Annotated in this window: 10 protein-coding genes; all 10 read left to right on the top strand. The window is 65.9% G+C overall.

What is annotated here, in order from left to right:
* Positions 1-2 precede the first annotated feature (2 nt).
* The 10 genes from FJW07_RS00115 to FJW07_RS00070 all read left to right on the top strand — a co-directional run bounded on the left by FJW07_RS00115 (position 3) and on the right by FJW07_RS00070 (position 16270).
* The gene (locus tag FJW07_RS00115; protein WP_246680616.1) at positions 3-1148 is read left to right on the top strand and encodes a carnitine 3-dehydrogenase; all 1146 of its coding nucleotides are present in this window, start codon (positions 3-5) and stop codon (positions 1146-1148) included.
* 4 nt (positions 1149-1152) lie between these two features.
* Positions 1153-2316 (top strand): acyl-CoA dehydrogenase, encoded by a 1164-nt coding sequence (locus FJW07_RS00110; RefSeq protein ID WP_140853651.1) that lies wholly within the window; start codon positions 1153-1155, stop codon positions 2314-2316.
* Positions 2317-2380: 64 nt separating this feature from the next.
* Positions 2381-4459 carry an acetate--CoA ligase family protein gene (locus FJW07_RS00105; protein ID WP_140853649.1) on the top strand — a complete coding sequence of 693 codons (2079 nt, stop codon included), beginning with the start codon at positions 2381-2383 and terminating at the stop codon, positions 4457-4459.
* Complete coding sequence (locus tag FJW07_RS00100) at positions 4452-5234, top strand: carnitinyl-CoA dehydratase (RefSeq protein ID WP_140853647.1); 783 nt, start codon at positions 4452-4454, stop codon at positions 5232-5234. Before FJW07_RS00105 ends, FJW07_RS00100 begins: the two co-directional genes overlap by 8 nt.
* Before the next feature lie 214 nt (positions 5235-5448).
* Positions 5449-6381 carry an alpha/beta hydrolase gene (locus tag FJW07_RS00095; RefSeq protein ID WP_140853645.1) on the top strand — a complete coding sequence of 311 codons (933 nt, stop codon included), beginning with the start codon at positions 5449-5451 and terminating at the stop codon, positions 6379-6381.
* A 365-nt stretch (positions 6382-6746) separates the two neighbouring features.
* On the top strand, positions 6747-8711 hold the full coding sequence (locus FJW07_RS00090) for a hypothetical protein (RefSeq protein WP_140853643.1): 1965 nt from the start codon (positions 6747-6749) through the stop codon (positions 8709-8711).
* Between the two features lie 11 nt (positions 8712-8722).
* Entirely contained in the window at positions 8723-12601 is a 3879-nt protein-coding gene (locus tag FJW07_RS00085; RefSeq protein WP_140853641.1) for a hypothetical protein, read from the top strand.
* A 290-nt stretch (positions 12602-12891) separates the two neighbouring features.
* Positions 12892-13569, top strand: coding sequence for a ribulose-phosphate 3-epimerase (gene rpe, locus FJW07_RS00080; RefSeq protein WP_140648036.1), 678 nt, complete (start codon positions 12892-12894; stop codon positions 13567-13569).
* Positions 13570-13825: 256 nt separating this feature from the next.
* On the top strand, positions 13826-14563 hold the full coding sequence (locus FJW07_RS00075) for a GntR family transcriptional regulator (protein WP_246680615.1): 738 nt from the start codon (positions 13826-13828) through the stop codon (positions 14561-14563).
* 180 nt (positions 14564-14743) lie between these two features.
* On the top strand, positions 14744-16270 hold the full coding sequence (locus FJW07_RS00070; protein ID WP_140853637.1) for a malonyl-CoA synthase: 1527 nt from the start codon (positions 14744-14746) through the stop codon (positions 16268-16270).
* The last annotated feature ends 47 nt before the right edge of the window (positions 16271-16317 follow it).

Raw genomic sequence — 16317 nt, 5'->3', positions numbered from 1 at the left:
GCATGAGCATCATCAACAAGGCGGCCGCCATCGGCGGCGGTGTCATCGGCGCCGGCTGGGTGGCGCGGCTGCTCTTGAACGGCATCGACGTGTCGATCTTCGATCCCGATCCGGAAGCGTCGCGCAAGGTCGGCGAGGTCTTGAAGGGCGCGCGCCGCGCCTACAAGCAGATGCTGCCCGGCGGTCTGCCCAAGGAAGGCAAGCTCACCTTCGCCAAGACGATCGCCGAGGCGGTGGTCGATGCCGACTTTGTCCAGGAAAGCGTGCCGGAGCGGCTCGATCTCAAGCACAAGGTGCTGGCCGAGATCGACGCGCATGCGCCGGCCAACGCCATCGTCGGCTCGTCGACTTCCGGCATCAAGCCGACCGACATGCAGGTGGCGATGAAGAAGCACCCGGAGCGGCTGGTCGTCGGCCATCCGTTCAACCCGGTCTATCTTCTGCCGCTGGTCGAGATCGTCGGCGGCGAGCAGACGTTCCCCGAAGCGATCGAGGTCGCCAAGGAGCTCTACGCCTCGATCGGCATGAAGCCGGTGGTGGTGCGCAAGGAGATCGAGGCCTTTGTCGGCGACCGCCTGCTTGAAGCCGCCTGGCGCGAGGCGCTCTGGCTGGTCAAGGACGGCATCTGCACCGTCGAGGAACTCGACGACATCATGCGCTATTCCTTCGGCCTGCGCTGGGCGCAGATGGGCATGTTCCAGGTCTACCGGGTCGCCGGCGGCGAGGCCGGCATGCGCCACTTCATGGCGCAGTTCGGACCTTGCCTGAAATGGCCGTGGACCAAGCTGATGGACGTGCCGGAGTTCAACGACGAGCTTGTCGACCTGATCGCCACGCAGTCGGACGAGCAGGCGCACGGCCTGTCGATCCGCGAGCTGGAGAAGATCCGCGACGACAATCTGGTCGCGATCATGGAAGCGCTGTCGAAGCAGAACAAGGGCAAGGGTTGGGGCGCCGGCGCGCTGCACAAGGATTATACGAAGCAGCTCGCCAAGCTGGCGGCGAAACCGGCCGCCAAGACCGCCGTTAAGGCCAAAGCCGCCAAGCCGACGAATAAGGCCGCAAAGCCGGCAAAGGTTGAAAAGCCTGCAAAGGCTGCAAAACCCGCCAAGGCCGACAAGGCGAAGAAGAGCAAGAAGAAGGGCTGAGGCGATGCATTTCGGTCTTTCGGAAGAACAGAAGCTTATCGTCGAGACGACGCGCGCCTTCGTCGAGAACGAGCTTTATTCGCATGAGCGCGAGGTGGAGCGCACCGGCGTGCTGCGCCGCGAGCTGATCGACGAATTGAAGGCCAAGGCGATCGGGGCCGGGCTCTACGCCGCCAACATGCCGGCCGATGTCGGCGGCGCCGGCTTGGACACAGTAAGCTGGCTGCTCTACGAGAAGGAGCTTGGCCGCGCCAACTACGCGCTGCACTGGACCTGCGTGGCGCGGCCTTCCAACATCCTGCTCGCCGGCACGCCGGAGCAGCGCGAGAAATACCTCTTCCCCTGCATTCGCGGCGAGAAGTGGGACTGCCTGGCGATGACCGAGCCGGGCGCCGGCTCCGACCTGCGCGGGATGAAGGCAACCGCCGTGCAGGACGGCTCGGACTGGGTGCTCAACGGCACCAAGCATTTCATCTCGCATGCCGACATCGCCGACTTCGCCATCGTCTTCATGGCCTCGGGCGAAGAGGATTCGCCGCGCGGCAAGCGCAAGAAGATCACCGCCTTCTTCGTCGACAAGGGCACCAAGGGTTTTTCGGTGCGCGACGGCTACCGCAATGTCTCGCATCGCGGCTACACCAATTCGATCCTGGAATTCGACGATTGCCGACTGCCGGCATCCCAGGTACTCGGCGAGGTGCACAAGGGTTTCGACGTCGCGAATTCGTGGCTGGGGGCCACGCGCCTGCAGGTCGGCGCAACCTGCCTCGGCCGCGCCGAGCGCGCGCTGTCGCACGCCATCGAATATGCCGCGCAGCGCCAGCAGTTCGGCCAGCAGATTGGCAAGTTCCAGGGCGTCTCCTTCAAGCTCGCCGACATGGCGACGGAGCTCAAGGCCGCCGACCTGATGGTCTTCGAAGCCGGCTGGAAGTACGATCAGGGCACCGTCACCGACCAGGACATGGCGATGGCCAAGCTGAAGGCCACCGAGATGCTGGCCTTTGTCGCCGACGAAGCCATCCAGATCCATGGCGGCATGGGTCTGATGGACGACCTGCCGCTGGAGCGCATCTGGCGCGATGCCCGCGTCGAGCGCATCTGGGAAGGCACGTCGGAGATTCAGCGACATATTATTTCGCGGGCGCTGCTGCGTCCGTTCGGAGCTTAGAGCATGATTACCCCAAACCGGGACCGGTTTTGGGGAAAGATCGCGCTCAAACGAAAAGATGGCCATGCATAAACTCGAACGTCTCCTGCGCCCGAAATCGATCGCCGTGTTCGGCGGGGCGCAGGCCGCCGCCGTCGTGGCACAGTCGATCAAGATGGGCTTTGCCGGCGATATCTGGCCGGTGCATCCGACCAAGGACGAGGTCGCCGGTCGCAAGGCCTACCGCTCCGTCGCCGACCTGCCCGGAGCACCGGACGCCGCCTTTGTCGGCGTCAACCGTCACCTCACCATCGAGGTGATCAAGGCGCTGGCCGAGCGCGGCGCCGGCGGCGCCGTCTGCTTCGCCGCCGGCTTCCTCGAGACCGAGGCCTATGACGAGGATGGCGAGCGGCTGCAGGCGGAACTCGTTGCCGCCGCCGGCCAGATGCCGATCATCGGCCCGAACTGCTATGGCCTGATCAACTATGCCGACGGCGCGTTGTTGTGGCCCGACCAGCATGGCGGCATCCGCCTGGCCGAGGGCGGCAAGGGCGTCGCCATCATCACCCAATCGTCCAACATCGCCATCAACATGACGATGCAGAAACGCGGCCTGCCGATCGCCTTCCTGATGACGGCGGGCAACCAGGCGCAGACCGGCCTGTCCGAAATGGCGCTCGGCCTGATCGAGGACGAGCGCGTCACTTCGCTCGGCCTGCATATCGAGGCTTTCGACTCGGTAGCCGGCTTCGAAAGGCTGGCGGCGCGCGCCCGCGAGCTGGAGAAGCCGATCATCGCCATGAAGGTCGGCCGCTCCGAGCAGGCGCGGCAGGCGACCGTCTCGCATACCGCCTCGCTGGCCGGCTCGGACGCCGCCTCCGGCGCGTTCCTGAAGCGGCTCGGCATTGCGCGTGTCGATTCCATCCCGGCCTTCATCGAAGCGTTGAAGCTGCTGCACATCACCGGGCCGTTGCCCGGCTACAAGCTTTCCTCGATGAGCTGCTCCGGCGGCGAAGCCTCCGTGATGGCCGACAGCGCCGAGGGCCGCTGGGTGCATTTTCCGGCGCTTGCCGATCAGCATCGCGCGCATGTCAAATCGACGCTCGGACCGCTGGTCGCGGTTGCCAATCCGCTCGACTATCACACCTTCATCTGGAACAACGAGCCGGCGATGACGGCCACCTTCACCGCCATGGTGTCGGGCGGTTTCGACCTCAACATGCTGGTGCTGGACTTCCCGCGCCCCGACCGTTGCTCGGACGTCGACTGGTGGGCGACGCTGCGCGCCTTCGAGGCGGCATTGAAGACCAACAAGGCGCAAGGCGCGATCGTCTCCTCGCTGCCGGAAAACCTGCCGGAGGAGTACACCGCCGGGCTGATGGGGCGCGGCATGGTGCCGTTGTTCGGCATTTCGGAGGCTATGGACGCCGCCCAGGCCGCCGCCTTCATCGGCTGGGCCTGGCGCGAGCCGCAGGCGCAGCCGGTCGACACCACGGCCGCGGGCGCGTCGGAAGCCAGACACGTGACGCCGGACGAGGCCGAAGCCAAGGAAAGGCTGATCAAGGCCGGCCTGCCGGTGCCGAAGGGCGAGCGCGCTTCCAACGCGGTCGAGGCGGTGATCTCGTCGATGACGCTGGGCTTCCCGGTGGCGCTGAAGGCGCTCGGCGTCACGCACAAGTCGGAAGTCGGCGCCGTCAGGCTGAACCTCAAGGACGCCGAATCCGTCAGCGCCGCCGCGCATGACCTTCTGCCGCTCGGCACCGGGCTCTATGCCGAGCGCATGGTGCGCGACGGCGTCGCCGAACTGATCGTCGGCTTCACCCGCGATCCGATGTTCGGCGTGGTGATGACGCTCGGCACCGGCGGCGTGCTGGTGGAGCTTCTGCGCGACAGCGTGACCCTGATGCTGCCGGCGACGCGCGACGACATCGAGGCGGCGCTGCATGGATTGAAGCTCTATCCGCTGCTCGAAGGCTATCGCGGCCGGCCGAAGGCCGATGTCCAGGCGGCCATCGACGCCATCGCCGGCATTGCCGACTTCGTCCAGAAGAACGAAGTCGAGATCGAGGAGCTCGACATCAACCCGCTGATCGTCTGTGCCGAAGGCAAGGGCGCCTGGATCGCGGATGCCCTGCTGGTGCTTGGAGAAAAGAAGAATGACTGAAATCATCACCACCCGCCGCGAGGGCACGATCCTCGAGGTCACGCTCGACCGGCCGAAGGCCAACGCCATCGACCTGAAGACATCGCGGCTGATGGGCGAGACCTTCAGGGCGTTCCGGGACGATCCCGACCTGCGCGTCGCGATCGTCAAGACCGCAGGCGACAAGTTCTTCAGCGCCGGCTGGGACCTGAAGGCGGCCGCCGCCGGCGACGCGGTCGACGGCGATTACGGCGTCGGCGGCTTTGCCGGGCTGCAGGAGTTGCGCGACCTCAACAAGCCGGTGATCGCCTGCGTCAACGGCATGGCGGTGGGCGGCGGCTTCGAACTGGCGCTGTCCTGCGACCTCATCTACGCCTCGGACCATTCCTCCTTCGCGCTGCCGGAGATCCGTGCGGGCACGCTGGCCGACGCAGCCACCATCAAGCTGCCGAAGCGCATCCCCTACCACATCGCCATGGACCTCCTGTTCACCGGCCGCTGGATGGATGTCGCCGAAGCGCATCGCTGGGGCCTAGTCAACGAAGTGCTGCCCAAGGACAAGCTCGAAGAGCGCGTCTGGGAGATCGCAAGGCTCTTGGCCAGCGGCCCGCCGCTGGTGTTCGCCTCGATCAAGGAGACGGCGCGCGTGGCCGAGGCGCTGACCTTCCAGGACGCGATGAACAAGGTGACACGCCGGCAGTTGCCGACGGTCGACGCGCTCTATGGCTCCGAAGACAATATGGAGGGGTTCCGGGCGTTCGCGGAAAAGCGCGACCCGGTTTGGAAGGGACGATAACGTCGGAGATGACGGCGCGAGGCACCCCTCTCTGCCCTGCCGGGCATCTCCCCCTCGAGGGGGGAGATTGGCAGTGTCGGCGCCGGCGCTCACCTTCCCCCGCTGGAGATTGGCGAAGGCAAATGCGACATCCGATCTCCCCCCTTGCGGGGGAGATGGCCGGCGGGCCAGAGGGGGGTGACCGGGCTGAACCTCTCCAGTCGGTCCAATCGCCATGACCGACTACAAAACCCTGATCGATGCCGAGACCTGGGCCTTCATCGAGAAGACCAACTCCTATTATCCGCCGGACACGATCGACTACACGATAACCCAGCAGCGCGCGATCTATGACCGGATGTGCCGGGAGTTCTTTGCCGGCTACCCGCAAGGCGTGACCGCCGAGACGACAAGCATCGCCAACGGCATCCCGATCCGCATCTATCGCAACGCCACGCCGAACAATGCCGCCATGGTGCTCTATCTCCATGGCGGCGGCTTCATCCTGGGCGGGCTGGACAGCCATGACGATGTCTGCGCCGAGCTTTGCGCCCGCACCGGCTTCGAGGTGGTCTCGGTCGATTACCGGCTGGCGCCGGAACATCTGCATCCGGCCGCCTTCGACGACGCGATGGACGCTTTCGAATGGGCCGCCAGGACCTATGACCGCCCTGTCGTGCTTTGTGGCGACAGCGCCGGCGGCAATCTCTGCGCGGCGACAGCGCATGCGACGCGCGGCCATGCAAAGAAGCCGGCCGGCCAGATGCTGATCTATCCCGGCCTTGGCGGCGACCATTCGCGCGGCTCCTACGTCACCCATGCCGAGGCGCCGATGCTGACGGTGCGCGACCTCGATTTCTACAAGCATATCCGCACCGGCGGCGCGGACCGGACCGGCGATATCACGCTCTACCCGCTCGCCGACGCCGATTTCGCCAATTTGCCGCCGACGGTGCTGATCACCGCCGAATGCGACCCGCTGTCGTCCGACGGCGAGGCCTATCGCGACCGCATCGTCGCGGCCGGCGGACGCGCCGCCTGGTTCGAGGAGCCGGGCCTTGTGCACGGCTATCTCAGGGCCCGGCACATGGTCGGCCGGGCACGGACCAGTTTCACCCGCATCGTCGAGGCGGTATCGGCGCTCGGCCGGGGCGACTGGATCTGGTGACGCCCGGCGGCCGGGGAACGCTTTCCGCCGCGCTATCCCTCAAATGAACCTTTCCCTGCCTGACAGCGACTGATGGCCAGGCGCTGCAATGGTGCGGCCCGGAAAGGGAAAGCCCCATGACCAGAAACCCAGAGACTACGCGGTCTCCGGGAACAACGGGAGTCCAGCGCGATCACCGCCTTCGGGAAGGGGTCGACGCGCTGGGCTTTCGGCTGATTCCGTTGACCCTGCATAGGCGCAGGCGTATCGTCACCAAGAGGAAAGCAGACAATTCGATCGGGGAAGAACGTGCCGCAACGCCGCGCCTTGCCCTGGTTGGCGCGACAAGACCGGATGTTCCTTCCTGCGGCTTCGGGGGGAGTTCAATGTCTGGCGCTCGCGGCTCGTTTCTGCGTTCTCGTGGCGGCCGTCTGCGCCGCGCAATAGCATCCACCAGCGGAATTCTTGCCGTGGCGCTGTCCGCCAGCCTCTGGCTCGGCGGCGTGGCGAAGGCGCAGGAAACCCAGATCATCTATCCTGGATCGATGGCAGTCACCGGCTTCCCCGGCACCATAATCCCCGGTTTCGACCAGGGCTTGCCGCCCGGCACCGACCCGGTCGACGAGACCTTCATCGACACCTCGCGGGCATCCTTGCGCATTTTCGACGTCTCGCATCTCGGCGGGCCTGCCTCGGGCCAGCTCGTCTTCACGCCGCCGCCCTTCGAGGTGACGGCTGGGCAGATCGGCGAGGTGTTCGGACTGACCTATGACGACGGCGTACGCGATGGCGTGCCATCGGGCATTCCCAATCTTTATGCCGCCGCGACCTCGCTGCATGGCGTCGAGATCGTCACGCCGGACGCCGACGACGACGGGCGTCCGGAGCGGCAGCGTCGCGGCGCCGCCGGCGCCACCTTCATGGACGGCCAGTTCGGCACCGAGAATGGCGGCGGCCCAGGCACGATCTGGAAGATCGACGGCATCACGGGCGCCGTCTCGAAATTCGCCGACATCGACACCAACAGCGGACCGGGCATCGGCAACCTCGCCTTCGATCCCATCCACCGCCAGTTCTTCGCCTCGGATATCGACACCGGCCTGATCCATCGCATCGACGCCGACGGCCATCTGATCGACACGTTCGACCATGGCGTCGCCGGCCGCCCGGCGCATGGGCTTGGCCCCGTCGCCGACGATGGCGCGGTTATGGACATCCAGGGCGCGGCCTTCGGTACCGAAGACCCCGAGACCTGGGGTTATACGCAGGACGAGCGCCGTGTCTGGGCGGTCTCCTATCACGGCGGCCGGCTCTATTATTCGGTCGGCGAAAAATCCGAGATCTGGTCGGTCGGCATTGCGCGCGACGGCACGTTCGCCGGCGATCCGCGTTGGGAACTGACGGTCAAGGCCGAGAAGGATTACGCCGTCACCGACATAGCCTTCGACAACAAGGGCTTCATGTATCTCGCCCAGCGCGGCCCGGTCGAAAACCGTTACGATTACAGCCGTTTCGCCGATTCCGGCAAAGGCGAGTTGATCCGCTACTGGCAGGAAGACCCGGACGATCCGGCGACGGAATCGGCCTGGGTCGAGGTGCCGCAGGAATATGCGGTCGGCTTCCCGCAAGGCAACCGACAGTCGGCCGGCGGCGTCGACCTGCAGTATGGCTATGATGCCGACGGCAATATCGACACCAGCGTCTGCACCGACACCGTCGTCAATACCGGCGACAAGTTGCGCGACAATCCCGAGCTTGCCGAGCGGCTCGCCGCCGGCGGGCCGCTCGCCGTGCATGGCGTGCAACTGACGCCGAGCGCGCTGGTCAAGCCGGCCAACGTGCCGCCCTTCGGCTCCTGGTTCGTCGACTTCGACGGCTATTTCGAAGACCCCGAGGTCGAAGGCCATGTCGGCGACGTCAGGGTCTGGCGCCCCTGCGAGGGCCGCGCCGGCTATTATGACGAAATCCCGGGCGGCGGCTATCTGCCTCCGTTCTATCCGCCCGACTTCCCGCCGCCCGGCAACCTGCCGCCCTGCGTCGACGTCGAGGACGTGCACTACTACTGCACGCCGCGCGGACTTCGGGCCGAACTCTATCTCCATGACCATGCCGGCTTCGGCGGCGATTCGATCAAGGCGCGGTCCAGGACGCCCGGCGTCGGGATGACAACCCCCATGTCGCATGTCCCGGGCAAGCCCTACACGGTCGACATCACCGGCCATGATCCTGGCGACACCGTCAATGTCGGGCTCTGCTTCTATCGCAAGTCCGACCAGGACAAGGGCGGCTACTACCCTTGCTGCAAGATGACGCTGCCGCTCAGAACGCCAGCCGTCAGCTGCGAACGTTGAGGGAGGGACAGATGACAAATCTCGCCCTTTCCCACCTCGCCTCGCGCAACACGAAACCCGTCATGGAGACGATCATGAAACCCCTGTCATACGCCAGGCGCGGCGCGCGCTGGCTGATGGCGGCCGGTATCGCGGTCGCCATGATCCCGGCTTTGCCGGCGCTCGCCGAAGACACCGCTCCGGCCAAGCTCACCGAAGTCGCCGGACCGGAGCCCAGGCTCGACCTGGACAATCCGCGCATCGTCAACCCCGAACCCGGCCGCATCGTGCCCTTCTTCACCAAGACGGGCGGCCAGCGCGGCTGCGACTATGTCTACTACACGCTGACCTTCGGCCTGCGCGGCAATGCGCAAGCCTTCGCCAATCCGGCTTTGGCCAACGCACTGAAGAACGCCAGGATCGACTTCAAGGACCAGCTTGCGCACGGCCTGAAGATCGTCAACGTGAATGTGACCGGCGACGGCACGGATGCCGGCGGCGGAGCGCTGCCGGCGGCCACGATCAGCAGCTCGGCCAACCCCGACGATACGGCGACGGTGTCCGATTTCCGGATTTCCACCGACGATCTCGACGGTTCGGGCGCGCCGAACGAACGCACCATCACCTTCCGCATCCTGGCCAAGATCGACCAGGCGGCGTTTCCCGCGCCGGCCAATGTCAACAACCAGGGTCAGATCAAGGTGACAATGGGAGGCGGCCCGGGGACCGTCATCCCGTCGCAGGACCCGAGCAAGCCGGACGACGGCGACTTCCTGACCGGTGCCAAGACGACGATCCATATCGACGTCACCAAGTGCAACCCGCCGCCACCTCCCAGCAAGGAATGCTTCAAGGTCGAGCACGGCACGGTCGACTGCGTGCCCGGCGGCGGCGCCTTCATCTACCACATGCCGGTCGGCCCGGAGATGGGCGGCAAGTGGGTGCAGGTGTCGACGACGACGCCCGGCATCACCATCGTTCCCGACACGCAAAAGGTGCCGGTCGGCGGCGGCGTGCTGAACTGGAAGATCATCGGGGCTTCGCCCGGCGAGGCCATCCACCTCATCGTCACCGGCATCGAGACCTATGCCGGGCCGAAGGAAGGCTGGGGGCTCTGCTGCACGCAGGTCATCGACATCCTTATCCCGCGCGATCTGAGATGCCCGCCGAAGGACAAGGAGCCGGACCTCAAGGTCGAGAAGCATGCCGACGTGCCGCGTTGCACGATGGCCGGCGGCTGCGACTTCACCATCACCGTCACCAATGTCGGCGACGCGCCCTATAACGGCAAGATCGTGCTCGACGAGGTGACGCTGCCGGCAGGCTCCGTGCTGACCTCCGGGCCGAATGCGCCCTGGGTCTGCCTGCCCGGCACGACGCCGATGACCTGTACCTATCCGCCGACCACGCTCAACCCCGGCGCTTTCGTCAACCTCAAGCTCGGCTTCAAGCCGGCGGGCGGCTTGCAGGGCAGCGTGCTGCGCAACTGCGCCGCCTATGACTACCAGGCCAGCGGCAAGCCGCTGTTCGGCAGCCAGCAGAACGACCGCGGCTGCGCTTCGATCCCGATCTGCCCCCGTGGCGACCGCGATCCGCAGTGCAATCCGCCGGTCGAAAAGAAGGTCGACCTGATCCTGAAGAAGCGCGCCCGCGTACCGGTCTGCACGCCGGACGGCGTGTGCTTCTTCGTGATCGACGTCATCAACAACGGCACCAACACCTATAGCGGGCCGCTGACGGTGATCGACAACTACCCCGGCGGTGCGCCCACCTCGTCGGCCTTCGGGCCGAGCCCGCCGTGGAGCTGCGGACCGAACGGGCCCGGACAGTTCCGCTGCGACAATGCCGGCATCTCGCTGCCTCCGGGCGCCTCGACGCCGATCGTCGTCAAGGCGGTGATGCCGGCAAACTACCGGCCGGATACGGTGGAGAATTGCGCCGAGGTGAAGGCCATTCCCGGCGAGGTCGACCTCGCCAACAACAAGGCCTGCGCCACCGAACGCATCCGCCATCCGAATGGCGGCCAGCCTGGCCTGCGCATCACCAAGACCTGCAGCGGCGATCAACTCGTGCGCGCCGGAATGGTCGCTTGCCGCATCACCGTCAGCAATGCCGGCACCGCGGCCCCCACCGGACCGGTGCGGGTCAACGATGCCGCGGCCCTGGTGTCGGGCGGTGCGCCGGTGCAAATCCAGACCGTCGTCCCGGACGGCCCGGAATGGAACTGCGGACCGGTGCCTGCCAACACGCTGTCGTGCCAGATTCCCGGCGCCGTGATGACGCCCGGAGCCTCCAGGCACTTCGACGTGACGGTGAGCGGCAATGGCGCGTTCGAGAACTGCGCGCGCGGCTCCTACGGGCCGGCGCCGGGCGACGACATCGTCTACCCGATCGGCCAGGCTTGCGCGAAGGGCGGCGGCGCCTCGACCATCCGCGTCGAGAAGACCGGCGATGCCGAATGCCAGCCGGGAGAACCCTGCTCGTTCGAGATCACCATCATGAATGATGGGCCGAACCCCTTCTCCGGTCCGGTTCGCATCGGCGATGCGATCGGCGTGGAGGGTCTCGGCCGGCTGGAAGGCGTTCAGATCTCCTCGATCGATCCGCCCTTCGGCTGCTCGCCGGAGCCGACGACACTGCCTCTATCCTGCATCGCCAACCTGACGCTGGGCGCCGGCGAAAGCCACACCCACCACGTCACCGTGATCCTTCCCGAGGACGGGCGCCTCGCCGATCTGCAGGGAACGGTCACCGGACAGAACTGCGTCGGCGTGCTTCCTCCGAACACGCCGGTGCACGGCGGCGGCGACGTGCTGTCGCGCGACCTGACCACCAGCCAGGGCGATCGCGGCAAGGCCTATGCATGCCACCCCTTCACCATCAGGCATGAGGTGAAGAACCAGTGCTCGGACGGGCTGGTGCTGAACTCGGCCGGCCGTTGCGCCTGCCCGGACGGCACCACCTTCCGCAACGGCCAGTGCTCAGGCGGTGGAGGCACCAAGCTCCTGCCGCTGCCCGTGCCGCCGCGCTGCGTCCTGCTGCAGGGCCAGATCCGGACAGCGGACGGACGCTGCGTCTGCCCGCGCGGCACGGAGCTGGAGAACGGCAAATGCGTGCGGGGCGAAGAGCCACAGGAGCCGCAGTGCACGCTGCGTCCCGGCCAGTACCGGGACCAGGACGGCAACTGCGTGTGCCGCCGCGGCGAACTCGTCAACGGCGTCTGCCAGGTCATCCCGCCGAAATGCACGGTGCGCGGCGCGGTGCCGACTTCGAACGGCAATGGCTGCACCTGCCCGGACGGCACGCATCTCGACCGCCTGGCCAAGGCTTGCGTGCCCGACAGGCAGCCGCCCGCCCAGTGCCGCATCCGGGGCCAGTCCCGCAATGCCGATGGCGATTGCGTCTGCCCGAGCCGCACGGAAGTCCGTGACGGCGCCTGCCGGCCGATCGTGTCGAGGCAATGCCCGATTCGCGGCCAGGTGCGCGACGCCAACGGCAACTGCGCCTGCCCGGACGGCCTGGAGGTGCGGGGCAAGGCCTGCAGGCCGCCAAAGCCGAAGCAGGAGCAGTGCACCATTCGCGGTCAGGTCCACAACAAGCGGGGCGACTGCGTCTGCCCGCGTGGGACCGAAATCCGCGACGGCGCCTGCCGCAAGCCGCAACAGGAATGCGCGCCGGGCTCGCGCTACATCGACGGCCAGTGCCAGCCGTTGCTGACCAAGCGGCGCTGCCCGGTCGGCACGACCGGACGGTTCCCGGACTGCACGCCGATCCGCAGGCGGCCGGGCGTCGAGATCAACCCCGGCATCCTGCTCAACCCGAACGTGCTGCAGCAACTGGTGCCGCAGCGCCAGCCGCGGCGCGTGCTGCAGGATCCGGCGGGCGCCAACATCCAGAACTTCAAGCCGTAATCTTGGCTGAAGACCAAAACCCGCCGGAGCGATCCGGCGGGTTTTCTCTTCCACATCGAAGAAAGCCCTATGGCAGGCGGGCCAGTGCGCCCGTCGAAAACATGCTTCCCCTTGGCCGGATCCTGGTCCAGGGCGTTTTACCGTTTCACGGAAACGGTGAAACGCCCTATCTCTTTGTTTTCACGCAATTCCGGACGGAAAAGCGCTCGCACTTTTCCTGGAATTGCTCTAGGCAATCGCCCTGACAGACGCGCGACCACGCGCACAGGACTGCCGGGAGAATTTGCGCCATGAGCAAGAAGACCCTGATCGCGCCATCGGTGCTGGCTTCGGATTTCTCCAAGCTCGGCGACGAGGTCGAGGCCGTCGCGGCGGCCGGCGCCGACTGGATCCATCTCGACGTGATGGACGGCCATTTCGTGCCCAACATCACCTTCGGCCCGCCGGTGATCAAGGCGATCCGCAACCGCACCAAGGCCTTCTTCGACTGCCATCTGATGATTGCGCCGGCCGATCCTTACCTGGCGGCCTTCGCCGAAGCCGGCTGCGACGGCATGACGGTTCACGCCGAGGCCGGGCCGCATCTCGACCGTTCGCTGCAGACCATCAAGAGCCTTGGCAAGAAGGCCGGCGTCTCGCTCAACCCGGCGACGCCGGAAACGGCGATCGAATATGTGCTCGACCGGCTGGACCTCATCCTGATCATGACCGTCAATCCGGGCTTCGGCGGACAGGCCTTCATCCCGGCGATCGTCGACAAGGTGAAACGGGTCAAGGCGCTGATCGGCAGCCGGCCGATCCACATCGAGATCGACGGCGGCGTTTCGGCAGAAACGGCGCCGCTGGTGACCGCGGCCGGCGCCAATGTGCTGGTGGCGGGCGCCGCCGTCTTCAAGGGCGGCAGCGTCGAAGCCTACAGGGCAAATATCGAAGCAATTCGAACGGCCGCCGACAGAGCCGTCGGTTAAACGTATAACTACCCCATCTCTCCCGAGTTGCATGACCGCGGCAATTGAACGACTGTTCGATATAGGAAGCGACGCAGGATTATCGGCTTTTCCCCGAGATTCTACTTTATTCAATGAATAGACGGCCCGCCCTGTCTTAAGGTCGAATATCGTCATCTTCCGCTTGAGGCGCCGTTGCCCGGCTGTATGATATATGTACGGGAATTGCTTCGCCGCGGGGCCCTGGCAAACCAGGGGCAAAGCAACAGGAGTTCGATTGACAAACGGAAACACCGAGCCGGGCGAGAGCAAGGGCGCCAAAAGCACGCTTGCCAGTTCGGTCTACCAGCAACTCCGCGACGACTTGCTGCGCGGAGCTCTGGAGTCCGAGACGAAACTGCGTGTCGAATGGGTCGTTTCCCGCTATGGCGCCGGCGCTTCGCCGGTGCGCGAGGCGCTCAACCGCCTGGCCGCCGAGGGCCTGCTCGGCCGTCACGACCAACGCGGCTTCTTCCTGATGCCGGTCAGCGCCGTGGAGTTGGAGGAGTTGACGCGTACGCGCTGCTGGCTGGAGGAGCGAGCGCTGCGCGAATCCATTGCGCACCGCACCGCCGAATGGGAAGAGCAGCTGGTGTTGGCCCTGCACCGCCTCGCGCGCGCCGAGCGCCGCCTGCCGGAAGACCCGGCAACCAACAATCCGGAATGGGAGAAGCTGCACCGCGCCTTCCATCGCGCGCTGATCGCGGCGTGCCGGTCGCACTGGTTGATCGGCTTTTGCGATCAGCTTTCCGATCAGGCTTCGCGCTACCGCCTGATCTCGCAAAACGCGCCGGGCATGGGACGCGACGATCTTGGCGAGCACCGCATGATTGCCGAGCGCACGCTGGATGGCAACGCCGACGGCGCGGTCGAGGCGCTTCTCAATCATTACCGCCTCACCGCGGCGATGTGCATGGAACGCTTCGCGCAGGGTTATGATCCGAAGGCAGGCGTCAGCAAAGGGCGCCGCAGATAACTGCCGCGCCGTTTTTGCTCCGGCCGCCAAATCTGGTATCGCTCGGGCAGCACATGAGCCATCCTGCGTACGCCTGAGCGGTTCGCCGTTTCACGAAAACGGCGAACCGCTCTACCTCCTTGTTTTGACGCAATTCAGACTGAAAACCGCCTTTCCTCGAATTGCTCCAGAGGACATTTCATGACCAATCATCTCTTCGGCGCTTTCCGTTCCCATATGCCGGCGCCCGACCGGCTGCTGATGGAGACGGATGACGGCCGTTCGATCACCTATGGCGACATGCTGGCGAAGTCGGCGCAACTGGCGCATGCGCTGGCGCAGGCCGGCGTCGAGCCCGGCGACCGCGTCGCCGTCCAGGTCGAGAAGAGCCCGGAGGCGGCGCTGCTCTATCTCGCCTCGTTACGCGCCGGCGCGGTCTTCCTGCCGCTCAACACCGCCTACACGCTGCCAGAGCTCGACTATTTCTTCCGCGACGCCGAGCCGAGGCTGATCGTGTGCGATCCGGACCGTCTTTCGGGCGTCGAGCCGCTTGCCGCATCGATCGGCGCGACGGTGCTCACGCTCAGCCGCGACGGGCAGGGAACGCTCGCCAGCCAGGCTTCGCGGCAGGCGACGGATTTCAGCGATGTCGCGCGCGGGCCGGACGATCTTGCCGCTATCCTCTACACGTCCGGCACGACCGGCCGTTCCAAGGGTGCGATGCTCAGCCACGAGAACCTTGCTTCCAATGCCCGCGTGCTGGTCGAGCAGTGGCGCTTCGGCGCCGACGACGTGCTGATCCATGCGCTGCCTATCTTCCATACGCACGGCCTGTTCGTGGCCACCAACGTCATCCTGATGGCCGGCGCGAAAATGTTCTTCGAGCAGAAATTCGACCCGGCACGCATCCTGTCGCTGATGCCGCGCGCGACCGCGCTGATGGGCGTGCCGACCTTCTATGTACGGCTGTTGCAGCAGCACGGCCTGACGCGCGAAGCGGCCAGCGCCATCCGGGTCTTCATCTCCGGCTCGGCGCCGCTGCTCGCCGAGACGCACAAGGCCTGGCGCGAGCGCACCGGCCACGCCATCCTCGAGCGCTACGGCATGACCGAGACCAACATGAACACGTCCAATCCCTATGACGGCGAACGGCGCGCCGGCACGGTCGGGTTCCCCTTGCCCGGCGTCTCATTGCGCATCACCAACCCCGAGACCGCCGAGCCGCTGGCCCAGGGCGAGATCGGCATGATCGAGGTCAAGGGTCCAAACGTCTTTGCCGGCTATTGGCGCATGCCCGAGAAGACCAGGGCCGAGTTCCGCGACGACGGCTTCTTCATCACCGGCGATCTCGGGCGGATCGATGCCGACGGCTATGTCCACATCGTCGGGCGCGGCAAGGACCTAATCATCTCGGGCGGCTACAATGTCTATCCGAAGGAGATCGAGAGCGAGATCGACGCGCTCGATGGCGTCAGCGAAAGCGCGGTTGTGGGCGTCGCCCATCCGGATTTCGGCGAAGGTGTCACCGCGGTCGTGGTGCGCAAGCCGGGATCGGCGGTAGATGCGGCCGGTATTACCGCCGCCATCGCTGGCCGGCTGGCGAAATACAAGCATCCGAAGCAGGTGATCTTCGTCGACGAACTGCCGCGCAACACGATGGGCAAGGTGCAGAAGAACGTGCTGCGCGAGTCGTACAAGGATATCTACGGGGTGCGTGGAGCCGGCTAACGATTATCGAGCCGCAGGCCTCGGAGGTTAGCCGAAACGCCCATCGC

The organism is Mesorhizobium sp. B3-1-9, assembly GCF_006439595.1.
In the GTDB taxonomy this organism is placed as follows: Bacteria; Pseudomonadota; Alphaproteobacteria; order Rhizobiales; family Rhizobiaceae; genus Mesorhizobium.
This window is presented reverse-complemented; position numbering and strand designations above follow the sequence as displayed.